General features: G+C 36.9%; 20 protein-coding genes. 16 read left to right on the top strand and 4 right to left on the bottom strand.

From position 1 onward, the window contains the following. Positions 1 to 70 precede the first annotated feature (70 nt). Both C7D53_RS08060 and C7D53_RS08055 read left to right on the top strand, forming a co-directional pair. A complete protein-coding gene (locus C7D53_RS08060) occupies positions 71 to 2,278 on the top strand; it encodes a tetratricopeptide repeat-containing sensor histidine kinase (protein WP_106915879.1) in 2,208 nt (735 codons plus the stop codon). 2 nt (positions 2,279 to 2,280) lie between these two features. Beyond that, positions 2,281 to 2,910 carry a response regulator transcription factor gene (locus C7D53_RS08055; protein WP_106915878.1) on the top strand — a complete coding sequence of 210 codons (630 nt, stop codon included), beginning with the start codon at positions 2,281 to 2,283 and terminating at the stop codon, positions 2,908 to 2,910. A gap of 71 nt (positions 2,911 to 2,981) precedes the next feature. On the opposite strand, the gene C7D53_RS08050 is transcribed toward C7D53_RS08055, so the two are convergent. The 3 genes from C7D53_RS08050 to C7D53_RS20880 all read right to left on the bottom strand — a co-directional run bounded on the left by C7D53_RS08050 (position 2,982) and on the right by C7D53_RS20880 (position 5,439). After that, positions 2,982 to 3,548 carry a hypothetical protein gene (locus tag C7D53_RS08050; protein WP_106915877.1) on the bottom strand — a complete coding sequence of 189 codons (567 nt, stop codon included), beginning with the start codon at positions 3,546 to 3,548 and terminating at the stop codon, positions 2,982 to 2,984. Positions 3,549 to 3,689: 141 nt separating this feature from the next. After that, the gene (locus tag C7D53_RS08045) at positions 3,690 to 4,769 is read right to left on the bottom strand and encodes a resolvase (protein ID WP_106915876.1); all 1,080 of its coding nucleotides are present in this window, start codon (positions 4,767 to 4,769) and stop codon (positions 3,690 to 3,692) included. 181 nt (positions 4,770 to 4,950) lie between these two features. Continuing rightward, positions 4,951 to 5,439 carry a helix-turn-helix transcriptional regulator gene (locus C7D53_RS20880; protein ID WP_162926129.1) on the bottom strand — a complete coding sequence of 163 codons (489 nt, stop codon included), beginning with the start codon at positions 5,437 to 5,439 and terminating at the stop codon, positions 4,951 to 4,953. A 1,353-nt stretch (positions 5,440 to 6,792) separates the two neighbouring features. Between C7D53_RS20880 and C7D53_RS08035 the strand changes: the two genes are divergently transcribed. From C7D53_RS08035 to C7D53_RS07960, 14 genes are all read left to right on the top strand, one after another. Continuing rightward, a complete protein-coding gene (locus tag C7D53_RS08035) occupies positions 6,793 to 7,143 on the top strand; it encodes a helix-turn-helix domain-containing protein (protein WP_106915874.1) in 351 nt (116 codons plus the stop codon). Between the two features lie 13 nt (positions 7,144 to 7,156). Next, on the top strand, positions 7,157 to 7,627 hold the full coding sequence (locus C7D53_RS08030; protein WP_106915873.1) for a transposase: 471 nt from the start codon (positions 7,157 to 7,159) through the stop codon (positions 7,625 to 7,627). A gap of 45 nt (positions 7,628 to 7,672) precedes the next feature. Then, positions 7,673 to 8,005, top strand: coding sequence for a transposase (locus C7D53_RS08025; protein WP_106915872.1), 333 nt, complete (start codon positions 7,673 to 7,675; stop codon positions 8,003 to 8,005). Between the two features lie 638 nt (positions 8,006 to 8,643). After that, positions 8,644 to 9,096: a hypothetical protein gene (locus C7D53_RS08020; RefSeq protein ID WP_162926128.1), complete on the top strand. Its 453-nt coding sequence runs from the start codon at positions 8,644 to 8,646 to the stop codon at positions 9,094 to 9,096. Between the two features lie 882 nt (positions 9,097 to 9,978). Then, positions 9,979 to 11,790 carry a GEVED domain-containing protein gene (locus C7D53_RS08010; protein ID WP_106915869.1) on the top strand — a complete coding sequence of 604 codons (1,812 nt, stop codon included), beginning with the start codon at positions 9,979 to 9,981 and terminating at the stop codon, positions 11,788 to 11,790. 421 nt (positions 11,791 to 12,211) lie between these two features. After that, entirely contained in the window at positions 12,212 to 12,415 is a 204-nt protein-coding gene (locus C7D53_RS08000) for a hypothetical protein (protein ID WP_106915867.1), read from the top strand. A gap of 199 nt (positions 12,416 to 12,614) precedes the next feature. Continuing rightward, the gene (locus tag C7D53_RS07995) at positions 12,615 to 13,775 is read left to right on the top strand and encodes a hypothetical protein (protein ID WP_106915866.1); all 1,161 of its coding nucleotides are present in this window, start codon (positions 12,615 to 12,617) and stop codon (positions 13,773 to 13,775) included. A gap of 18 nt (positions 13,776 to 13,793) precedes the next feature. Further along, a complete protein-coding gene (locus C7D53_RS07990; protein ID WP_106915865.1) occupies positions 13,794 to 14,954 on the top strand; it encodes a hypothetical protein in 1,161 nt (386 codons plus the stop codon). Positions 14,955 to 15,123: 169 nt separating this feature from the next. After that, positions 15,124 to 17,547 (top strand): thrombospondin type 3 repeat-containing protein, encoded by a 2,424-nt coding sequence (locus tag C7D53_RS07985; RefSeq protein WP_106915864.1) that lies wholly within the window; start codon positions 15,124 to 15,126, stop codon positions 17,545 to 17,547. Between the two features lie 33 nt (positions 17,548 to 17,580). After that, a complete protein-coding gene (locus tag C7D53_RS07980) occupies positions 17,581 to 18,117 on the top strand; it encodes a hypothetical protein (protein WP_106915863.1) in 537 nt (178 codons plus the stop codon). 56 nt (positions 18,118 to 18,173) lie between these two features. Continuing rightward, on the top strand, positions 18,174 to 20,591 hold the full coding sequence (locus C7D53_RS07975; protein WP_162926112.1) for a hypothetical protein: 2,418 nt from the start codon (positions 18,174 to 18,176) through the stop codon (positions 20,589 to 20,591). Positions 20,592 to 20,733: 142 nt separating this feature from the next. Continuing rightward, positions 20,734 to 23,712 (top strand): FG-GAP repeat domain-containing protein, encoded by a 2,979-nt coding sequence (locus C7D53_RS07970; protein ID WP_106915861.1) that lies wholly within the window; start codon positions 20,734 to 20,736, stop codon positions 23,710 to 23,712. A 12-nt stretch (positions 23,713 to 23,724) separates the two neighbouring features. Then, positions 23,725 to 24,300: a hypothetical protein gene (locus C7D53_RS07965; RefSeq protein WP_106915860.1), complete on the top strand. Its 576-nt coding sequence runs from the start codon at positions 23,725 to 23,727 to the stop codon at positions 24,298 to 24,300. Between the two features lie 511 nt (positions 24,301 to 24,811). Continuing rightward, entirely contained in the window at positions 24,812 to 25,234 is a 423-nt protein-coding gene (locus C7D53_RS07960; RefSeq protein WP_162926127.1) for a hypothetical protein, read from the top strand. Between the two features lie 660 nt (positions 25,235 to 25,894). On the opposite strand, the gene C7D53_RS07955 is transcribed toward C7D53_RS07960, so the two are convergent. Next, positions 25,895 to 26,323, bottom strand: coding sequence for a CBS domain-containing protein (locus tag C7D53_RS07955; protein ID WP_106916705.1), 429 nt, complete (start codon positions 26,321 to 26,323; stop codon positions 25,895 to 25,897). Positions 26,324 to 26,325 lie beyond the last annotated feature (2 nt).

The following is a 26,325-nucleotide window of genomic DNA, read 5'->3' as shown; positions in this document are numbered from 1 at the left end:
TAGATTAGCGGGTATTTTGCCTATATTTACGTTCTTTAATTCAATACAATTTAATAGAGATAAGGGTTTGATGTACAGGTTATTATTTATATTTACTTTACTTATTTGTCCGTTTTTTGCTCATGCACAAGATGCATTAAGCAAATTAGAGAAAGAATATAACAATGCTTCAGACAATACAACAGAGCAGTTAAATCTGGCTCCCAAGTACGCTACAGCCTTATTTTTCCATAGCTTTAAATCCAGATCTTATCAGATTTTAGAAACCAATATTCGCACCGCAGTACAACAAACAGATGGAAAATACGCTACCATTTTATATGCTGTACAGGCCATGAATTATCGATTGGACAATAAAGAAACTGAATCTTTAAGAAGTCTGGAGACAGCAAAGAAATATAGCTTAAAGACCAGTAGTAATGAGGCTAAAGGCTATTTTCAATATGCAAAGGGTTGGATTCTAACGCGTAACAATAAAACCACAGAAGCCGTTGCTGCTTATCTAAAAGCTATTGACTATTACGAAAATTCGCCAACAACATCTACACTCTACGGAAGGTTTGGCAACGTAGCCAAAGAGCTGTCTGCCATTTATTCTAATCTGAATGAATACCAACTGGAAGAAAAATACAGCAAGCAGTTTTTGTTGCTGGCATCCAAACAAAACGATCCCAATCTTACTTTCGATGCGTATATGCGAATGGGTTATGTATACGAACAAAAATACGATCAAAATCCATCGAATATAGACTTAAGAAATAAAGTAGAGCAATATTACTTACAGGCCATTACGCTTTTCAACAAGCGTAAGGATGCCATGCTCAACAAAAGCAGTCTTTCCTATGCAGCCATTAATTTAGCCAATCTGTATACCGGTTTTGATCGGGATAAGGCCATGCAATATGCCCAGTTAGCCAATAATGTAAGCCTTGAAACCGGTGAGGCTATTCATATTGCTTCCTCATTTGGGATTATGGCTGAGCTGGCCATGCAAAATAAAAATTATGACCTTGCCAAGTCTTATTTTCTCAAAGCCTCCATGGAAATTGGAAAAAGTCCTGTTAGAGATCAGAATATAGAATTGTCTATTTTGGAATCTCTATCTCGAATTAGTGAAGAACAAGGGAACTACAAAGAAGCGCTGGCTTATTATAAAAGTTATGTAGATAAATATCAAAGTGTCTATAATCAGGAAAAACTGGATATTACCAAAAGACTGGAATCGCAGTTTGAGAAAGAGCGACAAGAACAAAAGTATATTAAACTTCAGTTGGAAAGTGATAAAAAAGCACAACAAATAAGTTTGATGAACATCCTTCGGAAACAACGTGAGCAGGTTTATAATAACTTAAAGCTGGTAGAAGAAAATCAGCGGGAACGCCTAAAGTTTTCTGAACTTGAATCCGAAAAAAGAGCACAGCAGCTTCGTTTATCAAAATTGGAAACAGAGCAGAAAAATAACGATATCAATACTATTAAAAAGCTTTTAGCCTACAAGGAAAAGATCAATACCTATTACGCCATTTTCATTTTTATCTTCATCATTTTGATTGTCTTATTGCTTTACGCTTACAGACAGCGTGCCCATTCTATGAAGCAAAGAGATGAACTGCATGCTTTGGCGCTTGAAAAAGAGAAACAGAATTTAAAAATATCCACCCTTACCGCATTGCTTGAAGGACAGGAACAGGAAAGGGGGCGTTTGGCCCGTGATCTTCATGACGGGCTGGGAGGTTTGCTCTCCGGAACCAAACTTCAGCTGTCTTATTTGGATCCTTATAAAACTGAAACCATACAAGACGGAATTTCAAAATCGATTGGCCAGATTGATGGCGCTGTAGAAGAGCTGAGACGTGTAGCCCACAATTTAATGCCTGATTTACTAATGAAATATGGTTTAGAAGTAGCCATTCAGGAGTTTGCTTCCCGGATGTCCAATGCTACGTTAAATATCCATACTGAGTTTATCAAATATAGCAATTCCATATCACAGGAAAAACAATTGCTGATTTACAGAATCATTCAGGAGTTGGTCAATAACGTTATAAAACATGCCGATGCTTCTGAAATTATTATTCAGATAAGTGAAGAAGAAAACGCCTTAAACGTAACAGTAGAGGATGATGGTAAAGGTTTTGACCATGCAGCCTTAGACATGAGAAAAATAGCAGGTTTTCATAATATAGAATCAAGAGTCCAATTTTTAAAAGGAACCATGAACATCATTTCCGAATTGAATATTGGGACCAGTATAGAACTTCAAATTCCTATTCATTAAACATGATAAAAGTAGCCATAACAGATGACCATCCCCTTCTATTGGAGGGACTGAAGAATATTTTAGGAAATAGTGATACAATAGATGTAGTAGATTGCTTCAGAAACGTTTCCGAAATGAATGCAGGTTTAGCAAAACAAGCTATCGATATTTTATTGCTAGACATTAATTTGGTAGATACCAATAGCATAGAACTCATAAAACCTTTAAAGAAAAAGTACGGAAACCTCCAGATCATTATGCTTAGCGTTCATAACGAGCTGCCGGTCATTAATAGTACATTGTCTGAGGGCGCCTTGGGATACATTCAGAAAAACGCTTCTGTTTCCGAAATTCTGGAGGGAATTAATACCGTCTATATTGGTAAACAATTCCTATGCTCACAAACCAAGCTTATTTTGGATAAAAAATCCTCAGACGGATTAAATCAGGTTCCGAAATTAACAAGAAGAGAAAAGGAAATTCTAGCAGAAGCAGCAAAAGGACTTACCACCAATCAAATGGCAGAAAAGCTCTTTATCAGCCCACACACCGTAGAAAGCCACCGAAAGAATCTTATCGAAAAATTTCAAACATCTAATCTTAGCTCAGCCATTAAACTGGCCATAGAATATGGCTTAATCATCACATAAAATAAAAAGGCCTGCTTTCGTAATGAAAGCAGACCTTTTCTTATATAATCAAATAATTAGGTGTGTAATAATTAATCTTTGAACCTCAAAGCAGCCTGGAATAGGTTTTTCTTTCCTATTAAATCATATTCTTCATTATATACAGGCTCATACATGAATAGAAAAACACTTCCGTCAAAATCTTTTAAATTAACAGCCTGATCTACCATAACATCATAAAATCTTGTAATGGTACGTGTAGCCGTCCATTGCTTTAAGTTCCCTTTTGGAGTTTTATCAAATCTATGATCTTTTGCATCCGTATAATACCAATATGAAGGTGCTGAATCCATCAAAAAAAGTTCTTTGTCCTTATTGTATAACTCTTCCGCCATCCCTGTATTCTGAAACCATGGTACCTCTTGATTGTAAAGACCTAAAGCTGCTGCATAAATATCCTTATTCGTAGTGGCTCCAATTAAAAAACCTTCCAGATTGGTCGCCGTAATTTCAAATACGAAAGCAGATTTTTTTAGTTTATAAACATCATTTACAGGTTCAATTACTTTTCCGTCCTGCTTAATCACCACTTTTAATGACTGTGCAAAAGCCATTAAGCTTAATAGAGAAAAAAGAATGGTTAAACTTATTTTTTTCATGGTATATCTTTAAAATAACTGGGGCAAAGATATTGTACTTTAACGCCATAAACACTGGCCGGTTTCAGGGGTTTTTTATTTTATTTTTAACCCAATCTCTCTCTGAATGTATCCAACTGCAATAGATGATCACAAGTTTCATTAATTGAAAAGATTAGCTTTCAGCTTAATTCTGATATAAGCTACCTTTTGCTTTTTGTCTTTCGATGGAGCTGAGTTGGTAGGATAAACTTCTGCATAAAAGGTGTCATTATCTACCCAAAAGGCTTTTGTTTCATCGCCTATTTTAAATTTAGTAAAATTTACATACAAAAGACTTTCCTGATTATTTTTTTGTTCAAGGTATTTACTCACTTCAAAATCACTTCCTACATCATTGTTGGAAGAGAAGTAAGAAATCCAACTTTTATTAGGAATAATCTGAGGATAGCCCCCAGTGAAAATTTGAAAGTTTGATCCGGATTTTATATTATAAAAAGAATAATACACATCTGAAACTTCAACCGAATTTTCTTTGAACACTTCCAGATGCAGAAAAGGTGATTTTCCTACATATTCATTGGATAATGTACCATCTTCTGTAGATACATTTTCGTGTTGAACAATGACGGTTTCTTTACCATTTTCGGTGTTTATCCAGTTACCGTCTTTCAGTTTTATATAAGGGTTTTTTACTAAAGCTTGATCAATCCGGTTTCTAGCAGCTGTCTTAAATTCCTGTTCAGAAACCTCCGATATCGTACCATACTTATTGAACGATTTATTTTTTAAATCCTGAACATTTTTAAAGGTGCTGCTTCTGATCTCGTATAAATCCACACCTTGTAAAGTCAAGTCAAATGCCGCTGTAAATTCGGATTTTAAAACGAAGGCTTCAATGCTATTCGAAATATTATTATTAATACTATAATGAATAGAGTAGAAGTCATCAAATTCTTCAAACCCATAATAGTTATCGAATTTATTGTAAGCAATTTTCATGTGAGCCGCATCCTTATTCGGAGCTACAAAAAAACGGATAGAATTAAGTTGAGTAGATAGTTCAAAAGGGACCTCTAATACATTATCTACCCCTTTTATTTTTTTGAAATCAGCAAATGTTATGGCCTTTTGAGGAGTTGCCACTTCTGTTTTTGTAGCTTCTGATGTTTTATTTTGTGGATTGCAACCTACAAAGGCAACCAACATAGATGAGATAAAAAACTGATATGAAATGTTCATGTGTTATATTTTTAATCAAATATATCAGCAATCAAATTAGCGAACAACAAAACCTTTCAATATGAGGGAAAATTGGCTGAAAACAGGGAGGTTTTGAGAGGTTTATCTACGACTTTCGCTTCAGAAAGTCAAACTTTGTGAGATCTATCACTTAATTCGGTATTCAGGGAATGTTTCCTGCTCATTCTATGTTTAATAAATAATGGGAAAGCTTAGTTTCCTTGTCAAGAATAATTTTGTTTTTTATTCTTGTTTTGTACACTCTTATTGTTCCCGTAGTTATATTTTCTAGAATGGAAATTTCCTTAGAAGATAAGCCCATCCTGAAATAAATACATAGTTTTAACTCTCTGTTAGTTAGCGTCGGATAGAGGGTTTTGAGTTTCATTAAAAATTCCTGGTTTTTAGTATCGCATTCAAAGCTGATATTTTGACTTTTTTTGTCAATATTCATGAAATTATTGGCTTTTACGAAAAGGTCTTTTAATGTTTCTTGCTGAGACTTTACACAATTTGTTTTTTTTATTTTTTTTAAGTCTTCCAAAATAGCTTTTTCAGTTTCTATTTTCAAGTTTAGTTTTTGTTGCAGCTCCTTTATTTTTTCTTTTTGAAAAAGTATATCCTCCTCAAGCGTATTTTTTTTGTTTTCCAGTACTATTTTTTCATTCATGATAATGCTTATTTCCTTTTTAAATTTATCCTGAGCTTTTAAGAAAGTTAAGGCTGATAGAATAAAAATGATAATCAATGGAAACTCCCATTTCCATTTAATCAGATATTTGGGTTTCTTCTTTTTTTCTTTATTAGAATGAGAACTATTTCCTGCATCATTTATATAGACTAGGATGCCTGTTTTGTTATCAACCTTTAAGGTTTTTTTCTTTTTTTCAAAGCCTGGCTTTTGAACCAAAAGACTTGGTGACGAGACTCTTAATAGATCATCGAGGTGAATAGGTGTCATCATCTTTTGATGATCAGTCAGAGGATTTTTGAGATAATGACCTTTTGATGTGCTAGGGAAAAAACTATCGGTGGATAAAAAATCTAGGTTGAAAAATAAACTACAAAAAATTACAAAAAGATTCATAGGATTAAACGGTTTCAAGAAAAAGCAATATTAAAAAAAACTTTTAAATAAATAAATTATAATTATAAATTGTTGTTTATATTTTGAATTGTAAATCGTTTTGTTTGTTTAATATGTAATGAATATTATTTATTAATATATAATGTGTATTGTTAATGTTTCTCTGATTTTAATCCGTTGATTTTTAATTTTTTAAATAATAAACTGATAACATTTTTTGACTGAAAAAATGATTTTTGCTAACAATGATTAACATCGAATTTGTCTAATAATCCATTTTTTCGAAATTATTTTACGAAAGAAAAAGTAGAAAACTAATCAATTATTTTATGGGAAATTTATACCAGAGTTGTTTAAAAATCAATTCAGAGTTAGTAATGCTAGCGCCTAGCAAATCCAAATGTTATGATCCTGTCAGCTACGATAGGTACTTTTTGGACAAAAGAGTCGGGGGAATTCAAAATTTCATATGGGTTAAAAATTGTATAATTTAAAATGGATGAAGTAAAATGTTGTCAAAACATAAAGAATGTGCCTACGACATTTGATATGTTATATTTAATACCTTATTTTGCTATACAAATGATAATGTACGATGAGAAAATTTAACTTATTAATCTTAATAAACACTTCCCGGTCTCGCAAATAGGTAAGGCATTGCTTCCTATGTTGTGATATTTAATGATTGTTAAAATGTAAAGTATGCAAATTTTATGTTGCGGTGATAATTGCTGTCAAATGATGCTTGAACACTGTTATTAATAAATGATACTCCATTTTAATCCTTTCTTACGGTCTTAAGGTAAAGGCCAAATAACGCCATTTTTTATAATGAAAATATATAGGAAGTAATATCTGTCTATAGCTTTACTGTGCGAACAAGTTAAATTATTGTCATAGAACTATGTTATTAATAACTTTTTAATTTTTTAAACAGTGGAAATATATAAAACAGTTAAGAATATTCGAGAAAATAGAAAAATTTCTCAAGATTATATTGCCTTTGAACTCAAGCTTAATCAATCTCAGTATAGCAGAAGAGAAAAAGGAGATATTCCTTTTAGTGCCATTGAGATAGAAAAAATAGCCTATATCCTAGGGATTAAAGTGTCTGAATTGTATGATGGAGAACAACTTATAGATAATATTGGAAAAAAAAATATACAAGAACAAAACGAAGTCTCTTATAAGATTATTGAAAAGTATGAAAAAATAATCGAGGAAAAACAGGTTATTATTTCATTGCTGAAAGAATTTATTGAAGAATTAACCAAACATAAGCATTAAATAACCATTGAAAATGAAAAAAGGAAATTTCAAAGAGATTCATATGGGAAACCTGATTAGTACACGTGTTTCCGAATGTAAAATTGAAATAGATCGTATTTGTAATTTTTTTAAAACCGATGTTAGGAAAATAGAGGACATGTATCAGGCAGAAAGCATGGATAGTGCACTTTTGTTAAAATGGTCCAAGTTACTGGAGTATGATTTTTTTAGAATCTATTCCATGCATCTTATTCTTTATTCTCCCTCTTCTTCTCTTCCCAATACCGAAAAGAAAAGCGGAAAGCTCCCTCAGTTCAGGAAAAATATTTATACACAAGAAATCATAGAATTTATCATTGAACTTATAAAAAAAGGAGAAAAAACAAGATCAGAAGTGATACAGGAATATAGAATTCCTAAATCTACCCTGCATAAATGGTTCAGTAAATATAATAACGAAGAATCTCAAGTGAAAATATCAGAGAATAAAGATATAGCATAAAGAAGCAGTCTACCTACACAATTATAATGTTACAAAATATATGATATGGAAAAATTTTTATCACCAGATTACAGAAGAATTTTTAATGATATCCTTGAAAAAAAATGTCCTGAAAAAAGAGATAGTTGCCAATCTGTATTGGGAAAAAAAGAGCTGTCAGTACTGGATGTTATCCGTCTTAATGAATTGATATTCGGGAGAGGGAATAAAGACAGCTTTATAATGAATCAGAAGCACAAATCTTATAATGAAACAGCGATTATTAAGATTTTAAATTATCAAAAACAAAACAGGCTCAACAATAAACAATTGAGTCTGCATTTTAACCTCAGCAGGAATACAGTCACAAAATGGAGGAAAATGTTTAAACTAGTATAAATAAGATAATAACAAAGAAGACATATACCTTAGTGAAGAAAATGTCTCCTCTTAAAAAAATTGAAGTACAAGGATGTAGCTCATATGTAAGAGATAGCATTCGGGTATTTTAATATACAACACAACACACATGATAAGAGAGAATGGTTTACCTTTAGTAGTTACCTCTCAAAAGGAAGCCGGCTTTATGCCGGTTTTTTTTTGAAGTACCATAGTATTATGTGGTATTGTGAATATTCGCTGAATGCTGTGTAGGTATTATATAATTGTTAATAAATAATCTTAAAAAATGTTAGTAAGACATAAATAATGTGTATTTGACATAGGATATGTTACGTTGAATTTAGTCCTTTGTGTTATTATTTAGCAATTGATTGGGTTGATTTCTGAATAAGATTATTTAGAATATGAAATGTAAGTGCAACCAATGAAACCTTGAAGATTTTTTAGATTAATGATAAGCATAATAGATAACATTTCATTTGTTGAAAACTGGAAGTAGGATTGAGGAGGTAGATTGATCTCATAATCTCCTCTCTTATTCCAGGCTAGGTTGATGATATAATATTGTAAATAATAGAACTGTAAAATAAAGGTAAAAACACAATAACTGATAAAATTATTTAATACAATAAACCATGAACTTAAGTAATATGAAATTTATGCAGATCTATAGAATTGTACTTATTGTGTTGTCATTGCTGCTAGTGATTACAATTGTTTTCTTAAATCTTTTTTTTGAAATAATAGGGTTATCCGCTTTTGGATTAATATTGTTGGCGCTGATTATTTTCACGCATATTACCATAAGACAGATATTCGAATATAATAGTGAGGGAGAGGTTTTGATTATTAGAAACAAAAATATTTTTACTGGAAATAATAGATATAGAGGGCTTGATGAATTTCCTAAAATACTTGTCCGTCAATATAAATTGCAAAAAACTTTCCTTAAAAAGAAACTATATATATCAATAAAAGGAAGATCACGGGTAATTATTTTGAATTACGATGTCACTTTTGTAAAGACACAAAAATTAAAAGAGTTAGAAGATGATCTTAAAAAGTTAATAGGCTATGAAGCAGCTTAAATTTAAATCCATATTGAGCTCTTTGTATAAACCATCTAAGAGATATGATTATCCTATTTTGTGATTTTTAGATTAAATAAGTAAATAATAAGGTTTTCATTCATGGTTTTTTAGAGTATAGGGAGAAATCTTTTTTCCCTATGCTTTTAAAAATTAAATGGCTGAAATGATGACAAGCTCTAAGTAACTTTTAAATAAAAATAAAAAGATATTAATTTTTTAAAATAACTCAAATTATGAATAAACAGGCTTAAAGGTATGGAGCCACAGAGTTTATACGAAAAGTGCTCTGTTTTTAATTAATAGGTTATAAAAAAATAATTCTAGATTCTGCAATAATTACAATTACTTATTGAATTACTTCTAATTTTCTATGTAGCATAAGGGATATCCATCTTCCCTTATGCTTTCCAAAAGCTAAAGAAAAATTGAAATAGATGTATTTTAAAATTCCTTTATGCCTTTCATAGAAAGTAATCTTTTTTAGATGGATATGGGCAGAATCTAAAATGATAAAATAAATGCAATTAACACAATGAAATATTTCTTTGAAGATAGAACGTAATAGTTTTTTGGGAATAGCAATACCATTATTGAGAATGTGAGCTATTAAGCCTAGGTGTCATTTAGGCAGAATGTGTAATAAATTTCTTTTTTTTTGATCAGTATAGGGGTTAATATTAATTTTCCCCCTATACTTTTAAAAATGGAAAGTTCAAATCTGATATAGAAATAGGATGTATGTACAAAGCAAGTATCCTGATTAATGGAGGAGAAATATTTTTGAAGGTTGAAGTTGGGCCTGCAGTTCATTTTAATTTGAAAAAACTCCAGGTTTTATAATGGGCTTTAGAAAATGTTTATAATATTAAAAAAGCAATAATGAATAGAAAATTTATTTTAGGTTTAGCCTTTCTGATGGCTCATACAAACCTCCTTTTTTCACAGGAACAAGGATTGTGCGGAGCAAGTGAGGTTAACAGACAACTGATGCTTAAAGATCCCTCCTTTAAAAAGCGAATCGAAGACTTTGATAATGAACTTTCAAGACGGATTAAATCAGGGAAAATGCATAGAACAATAACAACCCAGGAATATGAAATTCCTGTTGTTGTACATGTTATCACTCCTGGTGGAGCTTTGGGAACATCAAACAACCCCAGTGATGCACAAATTATCAGTTGGGTGAATAATTTAAATAGATTTAATGCAGGAGACACTACACTGCCATTGGTTCTTCCTGCAGGGTCGGCTGTAATTCCTGTAAAGTATACTCTTGCAAAAAGAGCACCCGACTGTACGGCAACCAATGGAATTGTAAGATATGATGCTTCTTCTAATCCTGCCTATGTAGCCTATGGAAATGATGATACAAATGGTGCCTCAACGGCAACAATCAATTCCTGGAGCAGATGGGATCCTGTTAATTATTTAAATTTATATTTAGTTCATAAAATGTCAGGAGGGAAATCAGGATGGGCAACCTATGCGGGAACAGCTCCTGCACAGGATAATGTCTTTATGACTTTATCGGATGTTGTGAATGGCAATGTCTATGTATTCAGCCATGAGCTGGGACATTCTATGGGGCTTGATCATACATGGGAGGGGCATTCAAGTGCCTGTACTTCTGTGTCAATCGAAAGCGATTGTACCACACAGGGAGATAAGGTTTGTGATACGGAGGTGAGCTCTGCTTCTACTACCAATCCGTGTATAACCAATTCAGATATAAATCCTTGTACCGGAGTTAATTATCAGGGGGTGCAGTATAATATCATGAACTATCATGGTTGGTCATGTACCTACACTTCTAATAAAAAGTTCACCCAGGGTCAGAGTGATCGTGCTGTAGCAAAAGTTTTAGAATTTAGACAATCCTTATTAAATTCAAAAGGAGCAACAGCTCCTGATCCTAATATTACCCTGACATCCGCCTGTATTCCGCCGGATGCAACGAATCCTGGTACCGGAGCAGGTGTGGGAGTACAAAATGTGAAATTTGGCAGTATTGATTATACCACAGGAGGTCGCTCCTCTGCTAATGGATATAATGATTACACTATGCTTTTTTGCAAAACGAAGTTAATTCATACGGATTTAACCGCAGGATCATCTACACCGTTAAATGTAAAGTTTAATAATGGCTTTCTTACAGGCAATAAGGTAAGAGTTTATATTGATTATAATAACAATGGAGTATTTGATACTGCAACAGAAACCGTATTGTCTTCTAATGCAGTTAATTATTATTCAGTAGTGACGGCTAATATTATTCCTCCCGCCTCGGCTGTTCTTCCTAATACTCCCTATGTAAGGATGAGAGTGATAGGGGATCTTGGTAATGCCAGTAATGCTGCTATGGCACCATGTAATGCACGATACAACGGTGAAGTTGAAGATTATATGGTCAGAATATTACCCGCTGTTACACTCAGTACTGCTGACACTACTAAAGATAAAGAGGCTATAGACATATATCCTAATCCTGTAGCCGATAAGTTAACAGTGTCAGCTCCAAAAAATACAATTCAGAAAATAGAAATTATAGATGTTTCCGGGCGGTTGATAAAAACAGTCTCTTCCAAAAACAGCGAAGAGGTAATAGACACAAGTTTTCTCTCACAAGGAAATTATGTATTGCGGATATCAACTGATAAAGGAGTGTTTTATAGAAATGTAATTAAAAGATAGGTATTGCAGAGTATTCATGGAATAGGGATGATGATAGATGCAATCATGATATCCTGCCCAACAATCAGGCAGATATAGAACAGTATGTAACATTCAGATATTTTTTTAATGCCCAATAAATGATGAAAAACAGTTCCCATTAATTGACAATAAGCAGAGTGAAGTTTATTGGGCATAGTTTGGAAAAGATCCTTGATTGGATGCCATGACATTTTGATATCCTGTGCAAAGTTTCAGAAGCATATCCTTTTCAAGTATCCATATTTTTCTTCATAAGTTTTTGGGGTTATAGATGAATGTCTATTTCCCCTTTCTTTGGAGAATGTCCATTGTTTTATTTGAATCTTATAAGTCTGTATTTACCTAAGAAAACGAAAGTAGAAATCACATATGTAGAAAAGAAATAATGGTATTAACACAAATGAAAGAATTAAATTATCAGTATTTGCTGGGAAAAAAAAAGAAAGAAATCCTGCAAGAACTAGGAGACGAACTTAACTATCACTCTTCAGATGTTTGGTCTTATATTCTTAAAACGTCCCTTTTTGGAAAGAAAACAATTTTACATCTCTATTTTGAAGATGGGATGGTTGTAAAGTGGGATATTATAAAAACCTACAAATAGGAATAGGCAAGAAACAACTAACGAATGATAAAGTTGATTTTTTGAATTAATAAAACGAAAATGTAAGGGTTACCACTGAAGTAAAATCACAAAAATCCATAGTCATTATTTTATAGATATACTGCATGATAATGCGAAAGTCTATAATGCTTCTAATGCTCAAGTAAATAAATGACCATTATAATTATTAATTAAGAATATGAAAAAAACTATACTGCTATTATCTGTATGGGTCATTCAAGAGGTACACTGCCAGGTAGGCATTAATACAGTGACTCCCTATACTACCTTAGATGTTACAGCAAAAACTACCGATGGCAGCCGTGCTGAGGGAGTTATTGCACCACGATTGACTGGGGATCAGATAAAAGCGGGTGATGCTCAGTATACCGCAAATCTGAGAGGAAATATAATCTATGCCACCAGTGCTGTGGGCACCGCCTCTCCAAAGACCGTGAACATTACAGCAGCAGGGTATTATTTCTTTGATGGAAGTGTCTGGCAAAAACTGAATGACGGAAGTTTAACGTCTAATATTTATAATAATAATGGAACTTTAACGGCCAATCGTACGGTAACGATGGCTGATAAAACCCTATCCTTTACAACTGCTCCTACTGCAGGAACCAGCCATTTTAATGTAAATGGAGGGATCTTCAGCATAGATGCTCTTAACAAAAGAGTGGGAATAGGAACCGCAGCACCGGCGGCAGCATTAAACATAGTGGGTGGAACCGGAAGTACAACCAACCTTCTGTCTGTTGGGATTGATAACTGTGGGGCTCCTTGTGCGCAAGGTACAGCCAGAAATATTGTTTTGTATAATGCAGATATTCAAAACCCTCAGTTTGCAAGCATAGATTTTTTACCTGGCGGTTCTCCTAACGGGCTTTCCGGAGCCTCTATGCAAGGAATAGACAGAGATCCGGTGAATGACTATGCAGGATTTCAGTTCCTAACCCGAAATGCTACAGATTATGCTCCACGAATGACAATCCGGTCCTCCGGTTTGGTAGGGATTAATACAACAACACCTGGCTCAAGGCTTGAGGTAAATGGTTCCATTACCAATACCGTGGCCTTTAACGCTGGTGCTGCTACCACAATAGACTTTTCCAGAAGCAACCTTGCGTATACCACAGCTTCGCCTGGAGCGTTTACCCTTACCAACATTAAAGACGGAGGAAACTACACGCTGGCTGTACGTGGTGCTGTAATTGGGATATCCACTTTCACTGCAGCCGGATTTACCGTAAGATATGCCAATAATACCATTACCATTTTGAATGCTCATACCTTGTATAATTTTATTGTACAGGGAAGCGTAGTATACGTTTATACCACAGCCGGATTTTTATAATTCTGAAAAATTAGAAAAATGAAAACAAATGTATACTATTCATTGCTGTCAATGTTTATTTCCATATATACATTTTCACAGTTGGGCATCAATAAAGTAGGTTCAGATGTCACTCTAGATATTGCAGCAAAAACGATTAACGGGACAAACCCTGAGGGGCTTATAGTACCAAGGCTTACAGGAGATCAAATTCAAGGGGCAGATTCCCAATATACCCTTTCTCATAGGGGGACTGTTATATATGCGTTATCCGCAGTTACATTGCCTTCGGTAAAAACGGCAAATATGAATAAGGAAGGGCTTTATTTCTTTGATGGAAATATCTGGCAGAAACTGAATGATGGGCAAGGTTCCAATATTTATACTGTAGATGGGACGCTTACGGGTAGCAGAACAGTAGATATAGGAAATCGGGTTTTATCTTTTTCATCCGCACCTTCTTCGGGAAATAGCCATTTTCAGGTCGCAGGAAATACCTTTAATGTAAATACCCGTCTTGGTTTTGTAGGAATGGGGATGAATAATCCTGTTACAAGACTACAAGTAATAAATTCACTTAATAATACAGTAGATGGACTTGCTGGAGGAATCAATAATTGTGGAACCCCATGCGGCCAATCAACTCCTTCGAATCTAAGATTGTATAATATAAATGGGTCTAATACATCCTTTGTCCTGTTTGATTTTTCAGCAACCAATTCACCTTTAGCAACAAGCCCGGGAGTTGCAATCAGAGGAATTGACAGAAGTGGTAACAACGCAGGATTACAATTCTTTTCAAAAAATTCGGCAGGATACATAAGTGGTCTTGCCATAAGATCTTTAGGAGTTATTGGAATTAATAGCGGAGGAAGTGCCATAGCAGCATTGGATGTCAATGGTTCCATTACCAATACGGCGACTTATAATGCCGGAACTGCGACAACAATAGATTTCTTCAATAGCAATCTGGCCACTACCTCAGCAAATCCTGGTGCATTTACTTTAACCAATATTAAAGATGGGGGAGCGTATACGCTAGCGGTCCAGGGAACGGTGAGTGGGATCTCAACTTTTGCGGCCAGTGGCTTCACAGTAAGGTATGTGAATAATATTCCAACCATACCAGGAACCCATACCCTGTATAAATTGCTGGTGATGGGAACCGAGATTTATGTAATGACAATAGCAGGATTTTAATGGTCCCCCTAAAACGGTTAATAAAAAATAATGAATGGTATTTGCCATGAAAATGATAAAAAATTGAAATATCAGAATTGGCCTGATCAAGAATAAAAGATTCAGCCGGAATTGGAAAAAAAAACTCATTACTGTTCTTCAAACTCATTTATCAAAAAACAATTATATCATGAAAGAAATTTTTACTAAATCTATTGTTTTTCTCAAAAGCATCACAGCTTTACTATTGGTATCCCAAGGTGGGAAAGCTTTTGCACAAGCCCCTGGTGGTATCAGTACGGGACTCGTATCCTGGAACAAACAGAACATAGGGAATACCGGTACTGTCTGGAAAAACAATGTAGGAGCCAATGACGCTGCCGGAACGGGAACCATTGTCTACAATTCTACTACCGATCTGGTCAATTTTAACAGATCCTATACCTTTAATACCTCTGGTATATTCACCCTGCCTGCAGCTCTGGACCTCAGTGGAAGCTACTCTGTATTCGGGGTATCTACGTTAAAGACTATTGGTGTAAACGGGCGGGTATTTGGTTCTGCTTTATCAAATGTTTTATTAGGATATTGGACCAATAGAATGAATACGGTGTTTTATGACGGAACTCCCAATAGCCTTGTCACAGGGGTGAACGGGGTGATAGATTCCAAAAGAGACTTGACGCAATATACCTACATTCGAAGTGCCGGTCCTTTCTCTTTTTCCGGTAATGGGTCCACAATCCTTTCAGGAGCAGCCTCTGGAGCTATAGCCTTTAGGGGGACAATAGGAGGAAGTAGTGGAGAAAACTCCAATGTGGTCGTTCCGGAGTATATTACCTATAATACAGCCCTAAGCAATGCTGACAAAAATAAAGTGGAGTCCTATCTGGCTCTTAAATATGGATATACAAAGTCTGGAGATTATATAAACTCTGCCGGAGGAACATATTGGACCTCTGGGACAGGATATGACAAGAATGTTGCAGGAATCGGTAGGGATGATGCTTCTGCATTGGAACAGAAAGTTTCCAAATCTCAAAATACGGATGCTACATTAACGTTGTCTACCAATTCGGATTTCAGCTTACCCAATGAGGATGCAGGCAGAGTGACCATAAGTGGAAATCTTGGTTTTCTGATGATTGGCAATGATAATGCGTCTGCAAATACCAGGCAAGCAACAGATGTAGCGCCCGGTTTCAATACAAGAATTTCCCGCGAATGGAGGATTCAGAATACAAACTTTACCCAAAATGTAGGATTGAAGTTCTCATCAATAGACATTTATCCTTCTGCCTGGAATTTGATTTGGGATGCAGACGGAAACTTCACCTCCGGTGCTGTAAACTTAGGGCTTCTTAGTGCCAGTGCCAGTTCGGAAGGAATGTTTACTGGAAGCCAGCTGGCTAGCGGATACCTGGCCTTGATGACCAACACTACGGATAGTGATGGTGACGGGATTACAGATATTATTAATGATTTGGATGCGGATAATGATGGAATTCCTGATGCCATAGAATGTCCTAAACAGTTTTATTGGACGGGACCTATTACGATCTCTGGAGCTACTGCCAGCGGAGTTGTCAATGGAGTACCTTATACCTATGTATCAGACAAGCTAATAGGAGCCACTGCGGGGGTAGTTGGTCATAGCACGTTTCCTGCATCCTATGGGGTTCCCAATAATAATCCTACCATACAAAATACTCAGGTGTCCCATAATGTGCTCACGTTTGCCGAACCTATGCCGAACCCTCTTTTTGTATTTGCTTCTGTTGGAAATGCGGGCTTAGCAGTTCCTGTAGTCTTTGATCGCCCTGTTCAGATTGTTTGGTCTACAGGAGTTGTCGTAAATTCTCCAACCCAGTTTACGGGAACAGAAGGCTTTGCTATTGTAAAAATTCCGGGGGTGCATACTGCTATTTCGTTTGATTATACAGCCCCTGAATTCTATGCTAATTTTACTTTTGGGGCAGAACAATTCCAAAACTGCGATTTTGATAACGACGGAGTAGACAACTATTTGGATCTGGATTCTGATAATGATGGATGCCTAGATGCCATTGAAGGAGACGAGAATGCTACGATTGGCCAGCTATCTGTATCCGGTGGAACCGTAGGGGTTGGAACCGGTTCCTGGGCTCCCAAGAAAAATCTGTGCCCCAATTTTTCCTGCATTGATGCCCAGGGGGTTCCTATTTTGGTAAACACTGGCGGTGCTGCTGATATTGGAAATGATCAGGGTCAGGGCCTAGGTAGCTCTCAAAACGGCGCTGTAAGACCATCAGGCTGTAATACCTGTAGTAAACCTCCTGTAACAGGCATTGGGCTTGATACACAATATGGAATTACTTCCTTGGGAAGAGCCGGAAGCGCCGGAGACAACTGGCCTATGGTAAGAAAGGGAGCTTGGACTGCTCTTGAATCCAAGACCAAGGGGTTTGTAGTTAACAGGTTGACGACCGCAGAAATTAACCTGATTCCGGCTGCCAACCTGGTAGAAGGTATGATGGTGTATGATACCACGCTCAACTGTCTCAAGGTATACACCACTACAGACAATGGGACCACCTATGGCTGGAACTGCATGAATACCCAAACTTGTCCCTAATTAAACAGATATTATCCATTAAAAACAAAAAACATGAAAAAACTAAGTATCATAATGGCCTTTTCTCTTTGGGGAATATCCTTTTCCCAGGTGGCCATTGGAAAAGCATCGGTTAGCAATGCCTCCGTATCCCTTGAATTTGGGAACGATAACAAGGGGATGATTCTGCCTTGGGTTACCAATGGCTCTTCGGTAACAGGAGCCGTAAATGGAACCATTGTCTATGACATTTCTGATCATAAGGTCAAATACCTAAAGTCAGGATCCTGGTCTGACCTGAATGGAGAAACGGAATTGAATCCCGAAACCATGGGAGCAGCAGATACCACACTTCAGGATTCAAAAGTTGAATCTTCCAATACAAAAGTTATCATAGGAGGGAATGCTGCAACGGATACAACCCCGGGAATTCTGGTACTTACCGATACCAACAAAGCCATGATTCTTCCCAAGGTAGCCAACCCTCACTTGAATATTATTAATCCTGCTCCGGGAATGTTGGCTTATGATACCAATCTTCATATGCTGGCCATATTCAATGGAACAGTTTGGTCTTTTTGGAAGCCATAGCTGTTTATTGCATATAAAGAGAACATGGAATTGTGAAAGCTACCCCCTATAATGACATGAAAAGAAATATAATCTTTCTTCAAAAACTTTTTATTCAGTCCTTTATTTTCATTGGGGCCTTTACTTTTGCACAGGCCCCAGGGGGAGTGAGCGCTGGATTGGTGTCCTGGAACAAGCAAAACGTTGGAAATACAGGTACTGTATGGAAAAACAATGTGGGAGGAAATGATGCTTCCGGAACGGGAACAATTGTCTACAATTCCACTACAGATCTGGTCAATTTTAACAGATCCTATACCTTTAATACCTCCGGGATTTTCACTCTGCCAGCGGCTCTGGATCTAAGCGGAAGTTACTCCGTTTTCGGGGTAGCCAGGTTAAAGACCATTGGGGTGAACGGGCGGGTATTTGGCTCTGCCTTATCGAATGTTTTGTTCGGATATTGGAGTAACAGGATGAATACGGTATATTATGATGGAGCTCCCAATAGCCTTACCACGGGTGTGAACGGGGTGATAGATTCCAGAAGAGACCTGATGCAATATACCTACATACGAAGCACCGGACCTTTCTCCTTTTCCGGTAATGGTTCCGCTATCCTCTCAGGAGCTGCCTCTGGGGCTACCACTTTAAGGGGGACTATAGGTGGAAGTTTTGGAGAAAATTCTAACGTTATTGTTCCGGAATACATTACCTATAATACAGCCCTAAACAATACAGAGAAAAATAAAGTGGAGTCTTATCTGGCTCTCAAATATGGATATACCAAATCGGGGAACTATACTTATTCTTCGGGAGGTGTATTCTGGACAGCAGCAGCAGGGTATACCAATGATATTATAGGCATCGGCAGGGATGATGGCTCTGGGCTGGAACAGAAAGTTTCCAAGTCTTCCAATACGGATGAAATAATAACGATATCAACCAGTATGAACTTCAGCCTGCCCAATGACGATATGAGTAGGACCGCAATAGGAAATAATCTCAGTTTTTTAATGATTGGTAATGACAATGCTTCTACAAGTACCAGGAGAGCAACGGATCTTATGCCTGGATTCAACACAAGGCTGTCCCGTGAATGGAGAATTCAGAATACAGGCTTCACCCAAAATGTAGGACTGTTGTTCTCATTATTGGATAACTATATTCCCACCTGGAATTTGGTTTGGGATGCTGACGGAGATTTTACCTCGGGAGCTGTAAATCTGGGACCTCTTACGGGAGGGCAAGGACAGTTTACAGGAAGTCAGCTCAGCAGCGGATATCTTGCTTTGATGGCAAATTATGCTGATGCTGATGGGGATGGACTCATAGATGGTGATGACCTTGATGCAGATAATGATGGAATTCCTGATACGGTAGAATGTCCCGGGCAGCTTTATTGGACGGGGCCGGTAGCCATCTCAGGAAATAGCGCTACAGGAACCATCAATGGAGTGCCCTATACATTTACCTCCAGCAATCCGTTGAATGCTACCTCAGCGGTTTTTGGACACAGTACGTTCCCTTCATCATATGGGGTTCCCAATAATAATCCTACCATCCGTAATGACTTTGCATCCCATAATGTGCTGACTTTTGGTACAGCGATGGTAAACCCTGTTTTAGTATTTGCTTCTCTGGGAAACGCAGGCTTAGCAGTTCCTGTGGTCTTTGATCGGCCTGTGGAGATCATATGGTCAGGATTTCAGGCAGGAGGAAGTTTTACCATAAATTCCCCAACCCAGTTTACAGGAAGAGAAGCCTTCGTTATTGTGAAAGTTCCGGGAACTCATACTTCGCTTTCGTTTGATTATACGGTCCCTGAATTCTATGTTAATTTTACCTTTGGTGCCGAGCAACTGCAATCATGCGATTTTGATGGAGACGGTATCCAGAACAGGTTTGATTTGGATTCCGATAATGATGGTTGTCTGGATGCGGTTGAGGGAGACGAAAATGCTACTATTGGTCAATTATCTGCATCGGGTGGAACAGTAGGGGTAGGCACAGGTTCCTGGGCCCCTAAAAAAAATCTGTGTTCTAATTCATCTTGCATTGACGTGCTAGGAGTTCCTGTGTTGGTAAACAGTGGCGGTGCTGCTGATATTGGAAATGACCGTGGGCAAGGGATAGGCACCTCTCAAAACAATACTGTAAAGCCACTGATAGGATGTAATGTTTGCAGCAAGCCGCCGGCAATAGGTATTGGCCTTGATACAAAATATGGGATCACCTCCCTAGGAAGAGCCGGAAGCGATGGAGACAACTGGCCTATGGTAAGAAAAGGAGCATGGACCGCCCTTGAATCCAAAACCAAGGGATTTGTTGTCAACAGGTTGACGACCGCAGAAATTAACCTGATTCCGGCTGCCAATTTGGTAGAGGGAATGATGGTGTATGATACCACACTCAATTGTCTCAAGGTATATACCACTACAGACAATGGGACCACCTACGGCTGGAACTGTATGAATACCCAAACATGTCCGTAATTAAAAATTTCCCATCCCTTAAAACTAAAAAGACAAAGTATCCTAATCTATGAAATCATCTCAAAACTGCTTAAAATCATTATGAATTGATCAATGCCATCTTATAGCAAATACATTTTAGATTAAAACAAAAAATATTTATATGAAAACAAAATTTACAATACTCTTTTTTTTATTTTCACTTATTCTTATATCTGCCCAGACAGAAATTTGCGGGAATGGGATTGATGATGATGGTGATGGATACATTGATAGCTATGACAGTGACTGCTTCACCGGGCCGGCTCCGACCTGCTTTACACCGGCCCCATCCAACTCGTTTGGGATTCAATTAAATGTTCAGGGGGCAGCCAACGCACTGGATGTTTCCATGGCACCTACTCTTGGTGACATTGACAATGACGGGAAAGTAGAAATTATTGCCCCATTAAATAACAGCACCCAAGGCTTTATTGTGTATGAGGTAAATGGTACTACACTCACCCAGGAATCTTACACCTATAATATTTCATTGTATGCACCGGTGAATGGATCAATATCTCAACCGGCCATTGCGGATATTGATAAGAATGGTACAGCGGAAGTTGTCTGTGTAGGCGCCAACGGTTTTATTTATGTCTTCAACTATACAGGAGGGACTTCAACAACATTTAAATGGAGATCAAATCTGGCTACCGATACCGCAGGAGGATCACCGAGAATTGCAGATATTGATGAGGATGGGGTTCCTGAAATTATTGTAGGGAATGATGTATTTAGATTTTCTGCAGGACTTGGTGCTTTAAACAGGGTGGTATTAGGCAGTAATACCAATCCTTTTGGTATTGACAACCAAGCTTGGGGGGTTGATTTTGCAGTAGTTGATATCCTTTCATCCAATCCGGGTAAAGAGATTGTAGCAGGATCTGTTGTGTACGGAGTGAATTTTACAACCAATACGCTTACCATTCTTAAAAACCTAAGTACCATTGCAGGAGCTGCGGTAGTTCCCAATAATTCCGATGGTCCTACTGCAGTAGCGGATCTTGACGGGGATGGTGATTTGGATATAGTATATACCAGCAGAACAACCGGTAGGGTGTATGCATGGGATCCCCAGAATAATTTGCTGTTACTGAATGTACAAGGAGGGGGAACTAATGGATTGGCTGGGGGACCCACCATTGCCTATGTATATGATGAAACAACGAAAGGACTAGGATATACCACGGATTTACCGGAAATTATTATAACAAACGCTTCGATTGTAGTTGCCTATAATCTTCAGTTTCCGGGGAATAAAAGAGTATGGTCCTTTGCCACCACGGATACTTCTGGCGAGACCGGAATTACCGCCTTTGACTTTAATGGAGACAGTATCATGGAGATGGTCTATAATGATGAGACCAGAATAAGAATCATGAACGGAAATGTGAACCCTCCGGTAAACCTTTCTACCTTTAATTCCGGTACGGCTACCTGGATGGAGCATCCTGTAGTAGCAGATGTAGATGGTGATGATCAGGCAGAGATGATAGCCTTTTCAGGGGATACCAATACGGCTCTCAACGGAAGATTGAACATATTTAATCCAACTCCTGGAAATGTGTGGCAGCCGGCCAGAAAAGTCTGGAACCAAAGAGGGTATCATATAGTCAATATCAATGATGACCTTACGGTACCTACTGTGGAATCATCAAGTGTTAAGTTTATGCCTGCTGCTTCCCCGAAATTCAAAACCTTAAATCAATATAACGTACAGTTTAACCCCAATAACCTACGTTTAGAACCCGGAACGGTAGCTGCTACCGATGCCAGGCTTGCTACATTGATATTCTTAAATGGGGCCACTAATACATTGCAGGCAGAGATCTCCGTTTTGGGGGATTCTGATCTTCCTGCTGGTACACCGATTACAATTTATAGAGGTAATCCTACTACTTCTTCAGCTTCTGTAGTTGCGCAGACCGTATATACCACTGCAACAATCTCTGTAGGAACTACCACTACTGTCAATATTCCGGGGGTATTTATTTTAGGATACGATTATTATGCCATCATCAATGATAATGGCTCCAAGCCAAGGCCTTTCAATCTTTCTACAGATTTTCCTTCTACGGGAACTACAGAATGCAACTATACCAACAATATGAAACGCATTACTCCCGCTGAAATTGATACAGATGGGGATGGTTCAGATGATGATGCCGATCTGGATATTGATAACGACGGCATTCTGAACACAGTAGAAAACCAAGGGTATGCAGCCTTTGGGGATGAAGACAATGACGGGATTCTCAATTGTCAGGATGTAGTAGATAATGGGACAGGAGATGGCTCTTCCACAGTGTATACCGATGCAGACGGGAATGGTGTGCCTGATGTTTATGACTTGGATGGTGACCGCATTCTTAATATGAATGATCTGGATTCTGATAATGATGGTATTTTAGATATTCATGAGTCTGGGCAGACCACTGGTGTGGATGCTAATGGAGATGGGATATTGGATGGAGCAGTGGGAACAGACGGGGTGCCGGATTCTGTACAACCCACCCCTAATGGAGGTACTGTAAACTACACAATGCTTAATACTGATGGAATTGGCCAGCCCAATTATCTGGATTGGGATAGTGATGAAGACGGCTGTTTTGATGCCATAGAAGGAGACGAAACCGTATACCTGTCTCAAATTAATGCCAATGGAAGTATCAATATTACAGCCAATGGCGGGATTGATGAAAATGGGGTGCCTCAATTGGTAAATACCGGAGGTACAGCCGATATTGGAGGAGATTATGGTCAGGGAGTAGGAGGTTCTGCTAATGTAGCCATCTACGCATGTATTTGTTACAATAATCCCAATACTTCAGGCCCCGGCATAGATACAAATTTTGGAATAACACTTCTTCAGCGGGCAGGATCAACCAATGGAAACTGGCCAATGGTAAGAAAATCAGCGCATATTGCTTTAGAATCAAATACAAAAGGTTTTGTAATCACCAGAATAGCAACTACAGCCTTGGCAGCCATAACCAATCCTGTAGAAGGGATGCTGGTGTATGATACTACGGAGAAATGTCTTAAGATCTACGATGGTGTATCATGGAAGTGCTTCAATATACCGTCTTGTCAAAATTAAAATATAGTAGATATGAAAAAATTATCAATTACTCTATCACTTTGGGTTATAACATTGGTGATATTGCCAATACAAATCTCTGCCCAGTTAATCATTGGTGATCAGGTGGGTACAGCAGCCAATAAAACCTCAGTTCTTCTGGAATTTGCCAATACCAATAACAAGGGCATTATTGTTCCCTATGTAAGAACGCTCCCTTCTTCTCCCACACCAGGTACCTTACTATTGGATGTTAGTGATCCAGTGCAGGCCCGCTTTAAAGTATACAATCAAAATCCCATCTCCGGAACTAACGGCTGGTTTGATTTAAGTGGTCAGAATGGTTCGGTTACCCCTTCACTAGCTGTGCAACCAGTAGGAATAGCAGAAACAGGAGCCAAAACCATTATTGGTGATTCTTCAAGTTCTGTAGAGGGAGTTCTGGTGCTGGAATCACCCAATAAAGCGATGGTATTGCCCATTGTTACCGATGTCAGCAATATCTTAAATCCTTCGCCGGGTATGATGGTGTATGTGAGTGTTTCACCAACCTCAAAAAGGCTTGCATTTTTTAATGGTTCTAAATGGAGTTTTTGGCAGGCTCAGTAGTTTCCTACCTCTGCACAAGTTTTTAATAGGAAAAACAAACACCCATAGAATGATGATCCCAAGGGAGTAGACTTCACCAGAATACTTAAGGGGTAATGCAATATTCAAAGGGACGGTTGGGTCCTTTTTGAAACCCTGAGCTACGTTTTTTTAATTATTTATTTATGGAGGGAAATGGCCTTCAGTCATTTCCCATTTTTTAAATGAAACCTAAAGATCAGCGCGCAATGAATGGGGCTATTTTGATCAGGAAATACCATTCAGAATCGTAAGTATTCAAAACCAATCTGAATATAAATAGGTAAACAAAAAAGAAACTTTAAATTAAAATACATTATGAAAGCAGAAGAAATAATAATGCTTCTTATTATTTTAATAATAACAATCATTACTCAGACCCAGATAAAATAAGAACCTGTGAAAGGTAAAGCTTCAATAAGATGTGAAAAAATAGGTAAACAAAAACAACAACTTTAAATTAAAATTTATTATGAAAGCAAAAAAAGTAATTATGCTATTTGTTATATTATTAACAACAACTGTTATTAACGCCCAGATAAAAAAAGTACCAGAGAAGTATAAGGCTGCTGTGGAAACAATATTCAAAGCCTTTAAAAACCATGATTATAACTTATTAAAACCGTTGTTAGACTCTAACGTAAAAGTAGGAACCCTTCCAACAGGTATGAATGATAAGGTAGTTGCACAAGTGGTTGAGAAATTCCCTGTGCCGGAATTATACTCGGTGGTAGGAATGGTTACAGAAGGTGAAAATGAAAGGGTAAAAACTTTGTATAAATTTAGTGATGCTCCTGAAAATAGGAGTCTTAGAAATAAATCTGTAAACCGAAGCTTTTTGTTTAATAAGGATGGTAAAATAATTGACCTGGATGTTTTTGAGGGGATAACGGCTACTAGCGTAAGAAAGCAATAGTATTATTTCAAACACAATATAAAATACGAAAAACTGAAACAGTCTAAATTCAGGGCCCTCCAAATAATAAACTAAGAATTTACGAAAGAATAAATAATATAGGAAAAACATCGGTAAAGATCAGTTAGAATGGTTAAATAGTTTTTTTAATATTTTTTGTGTAGGAGGAACAGCTTTATGTTGTTTCTCCTTTTTATAGGATGAAAGTTGATAAAATGGGCTCAAGACATTAATAATGTGTATATGACATTTGATATGTTGTCTAGGATGAGTTATTTTGAATAAGGATATAATAGTTTAGATGTAGGAGTGTCATATCATCACTTCTGTATCTAGTAAGTAGGAAATATTTTTATTTTTTTGTTGGGTTTATATAATTTTTGTTGGGGTATTCAAGAGAACAAATTGTTTTCTGAAATCTTAAATAAAGAATATTTTTTCATTTTGTTTGAGGAAAATACTTTCTAATTTTTTCCTTAATTATTTTAATGAGGGCCTCTGGTCTTCTGACATTATTTGCATAGGAGGAACAACTTCAGTTGTTCCTCCTTTTTTATAGGATCTGATGCTCTATAGGGTGAAATTAAAATTCCTTCAATCTGATGAAATAGATTTCCATAAGAGTTGAAGGAATATAATAACATTCTATGAGCGCTATATCTAATACTGCTGTAATAAATATTTTAAAATATCTGTAGTAGTCACAATACCTTTTAGTTCTCCATTTTCTACCACAGGAACGGAATGAAAGCTATGCTCCGATAAAATTTCTACAACCTCTTTAATGGTGGTCTCGGGATCTACAATAACGGGAGCTTTGGTCATCACCTGAGAAATACTGAATACATCATATACGACTGCCGATACGGGAACATCTTCAGAATCATCAGAGTCTTCTACATCTGCATAGCTTATTTTTAGTAAATCAGAATAGCTTAGTACCCCTAATAACTTGTCATTTTCCACCACGGGGATATGCCTTATTTTATTCTTTTTAAATAAATTTTCAGCTTCATACAATGACTGTTTAAGATTAACTGTAACCAGTTCTTTGGTCATAATCTGGGAAATTGGAACTCTTTGTTTCATAA

Source organism: Chryseobacterium aurantiacum (genome assembly GCF_003020585.1).
In the GTDB taxonomy this organism is placed as follows: Bacteria; Bacteroidota; Bacteroidia; order Flavobacteriales; family Weeksellaceae; genus Chryseobacterium; species Chryseobacterium aurantiacum.
The sequence above is the reverse complement of the archived record's forward strand: the minus strand, read 5'-3'. Positions and strand labels throughout refer to the sequence as shown.

Bases quoted from the DNA above. Each gene is read 5' to 3' on its own strand.
- C7D53_RS07960 (WP_162926127.1), top strand. From the start codon at position 24,812: ATGCTATTTGTTATATTATTAACAACAACTGTTATTAACGCCCAGATA.
- C7D53_RS07975 (WP_162926112.1), top strand. From the start codon at position 18,174: ATGAAAAGAAATATAATCTTTCTTCAAAAACTTTTTATTCAGTCCTTT.
- C7D53_RS07970 (WP_106915861.1), top strand. From the start codon at position 20,734: ATGAAAACAAAATTTACAATACTCTTTTTTTTATTTTCACTTATTCTT.
- C7D53_RS08055 (WP_106915878.1), top strand. From the start codon at position 2,281: ATGATAAAAGTAGCCATAACAGATGACCATCCCCTTCTATTGGAGGGA.
- C7D53_RS07955 (WP_106916705.1), bottom strand. From the start codon at position 26,323: ATGAAACAAAGAGTTCCAATTTCCCAGATTATGACCAAAGAACTGGTT.
- C7D53_RS08010 (WP_106915869.1), top strand. From the start codon at position 9,979: ATGAATAGAAAATTTATTTTAGGTTTAGCCTTTCTGATGGCTCATACA.
- C7D53_RS08025 (WP_106915872.1), top strand. From the start codon at position 7,673: ATGGAAAAATTTTTATCACCAGATTACAGAAGAATTTTTAATGATATC.
- C7D53_RS08020 (WP_162926128.1), top strand. From the start codon at position 8,644: ATGAACTTAAGTAATATGAAATTTATGCAGATCTATAGAATTGTACTT.
- C7D53_RS08045 (WP_106915876.1), bottom strand. From the start codon at position 4,769: ATGAACATTTCATATCAGTTTTTTATCTCATCTATGTTGGTTGCCTTT.
- C7D53_RS07980 (WP_106915863.1), top strand. From the start codon at position 17,581: ATGAAAAAACTAAGTATCATAATGGCCTTTTCTCTTTGGGGAATATCC.
- C7D53_RS08060 (WP_106915879.1), top strand. From the start codon at position 71: ATGTACAGGTTATTATTTATATTTACTTTACTTATTTGTCCGTTTTTT.
- C7D53_RS08000 (WP_106915867.1), top strand. From the start codon at position 12,212: ATGAAAGAATTAAATTATCAGTATTTGCTGGGAAAAAAAAAGAAAGAA.
- C7D53_RS07965 (WP_106915860.1), top strand. From the start codon at position 23,725: ATGAAAAAATTATCAATTACTCTATCACTTTGGGTTATAACATTGGTG.
- C7D53_RS20880 (WP_162926129.1), bottom strand. From the start codon at position 5,439: ATGAATGAAAAAATAGTACTGGAAAACAAAAAAAATACGCTTGAGGAG.
- C7D53_RS07995 (WP_106915866.1), top strand. From the start codon at position 12,615: ATGAAAAAAACTATACTGCTATTATCTGTATGGGTCATTCAAGAGGTA.
- C7D53_RS07990 (WP_106915865.1), top strand. From the start codon at position 13,794: ATGAAAACAAATGTATACTATTCATTGCTGTCAATGTTTATTTCCATA.
- C7D53_RS07985 (WP_106915864.1), top strand. From the start codon at position 15,124: ATGAAAGAAATTTTTACTAAATCTATTGTTTTTCTCAAAAGCATCACA.
- C7D53_RS08050 (WP_106915877.1), bottom strand. From the start codon at position 3,548: ATGAAAAAAATAAGTTTAACCATTCTTTTTTCTCTATTAAGCTTAATG.
- C7D53_RS08030 (WP_106915873.1), top strand. From the start codon at position 7,157: ATGAAAAAAGGAAATTTCAAAGAGATTCATATGGGAAACCTGATTAGT.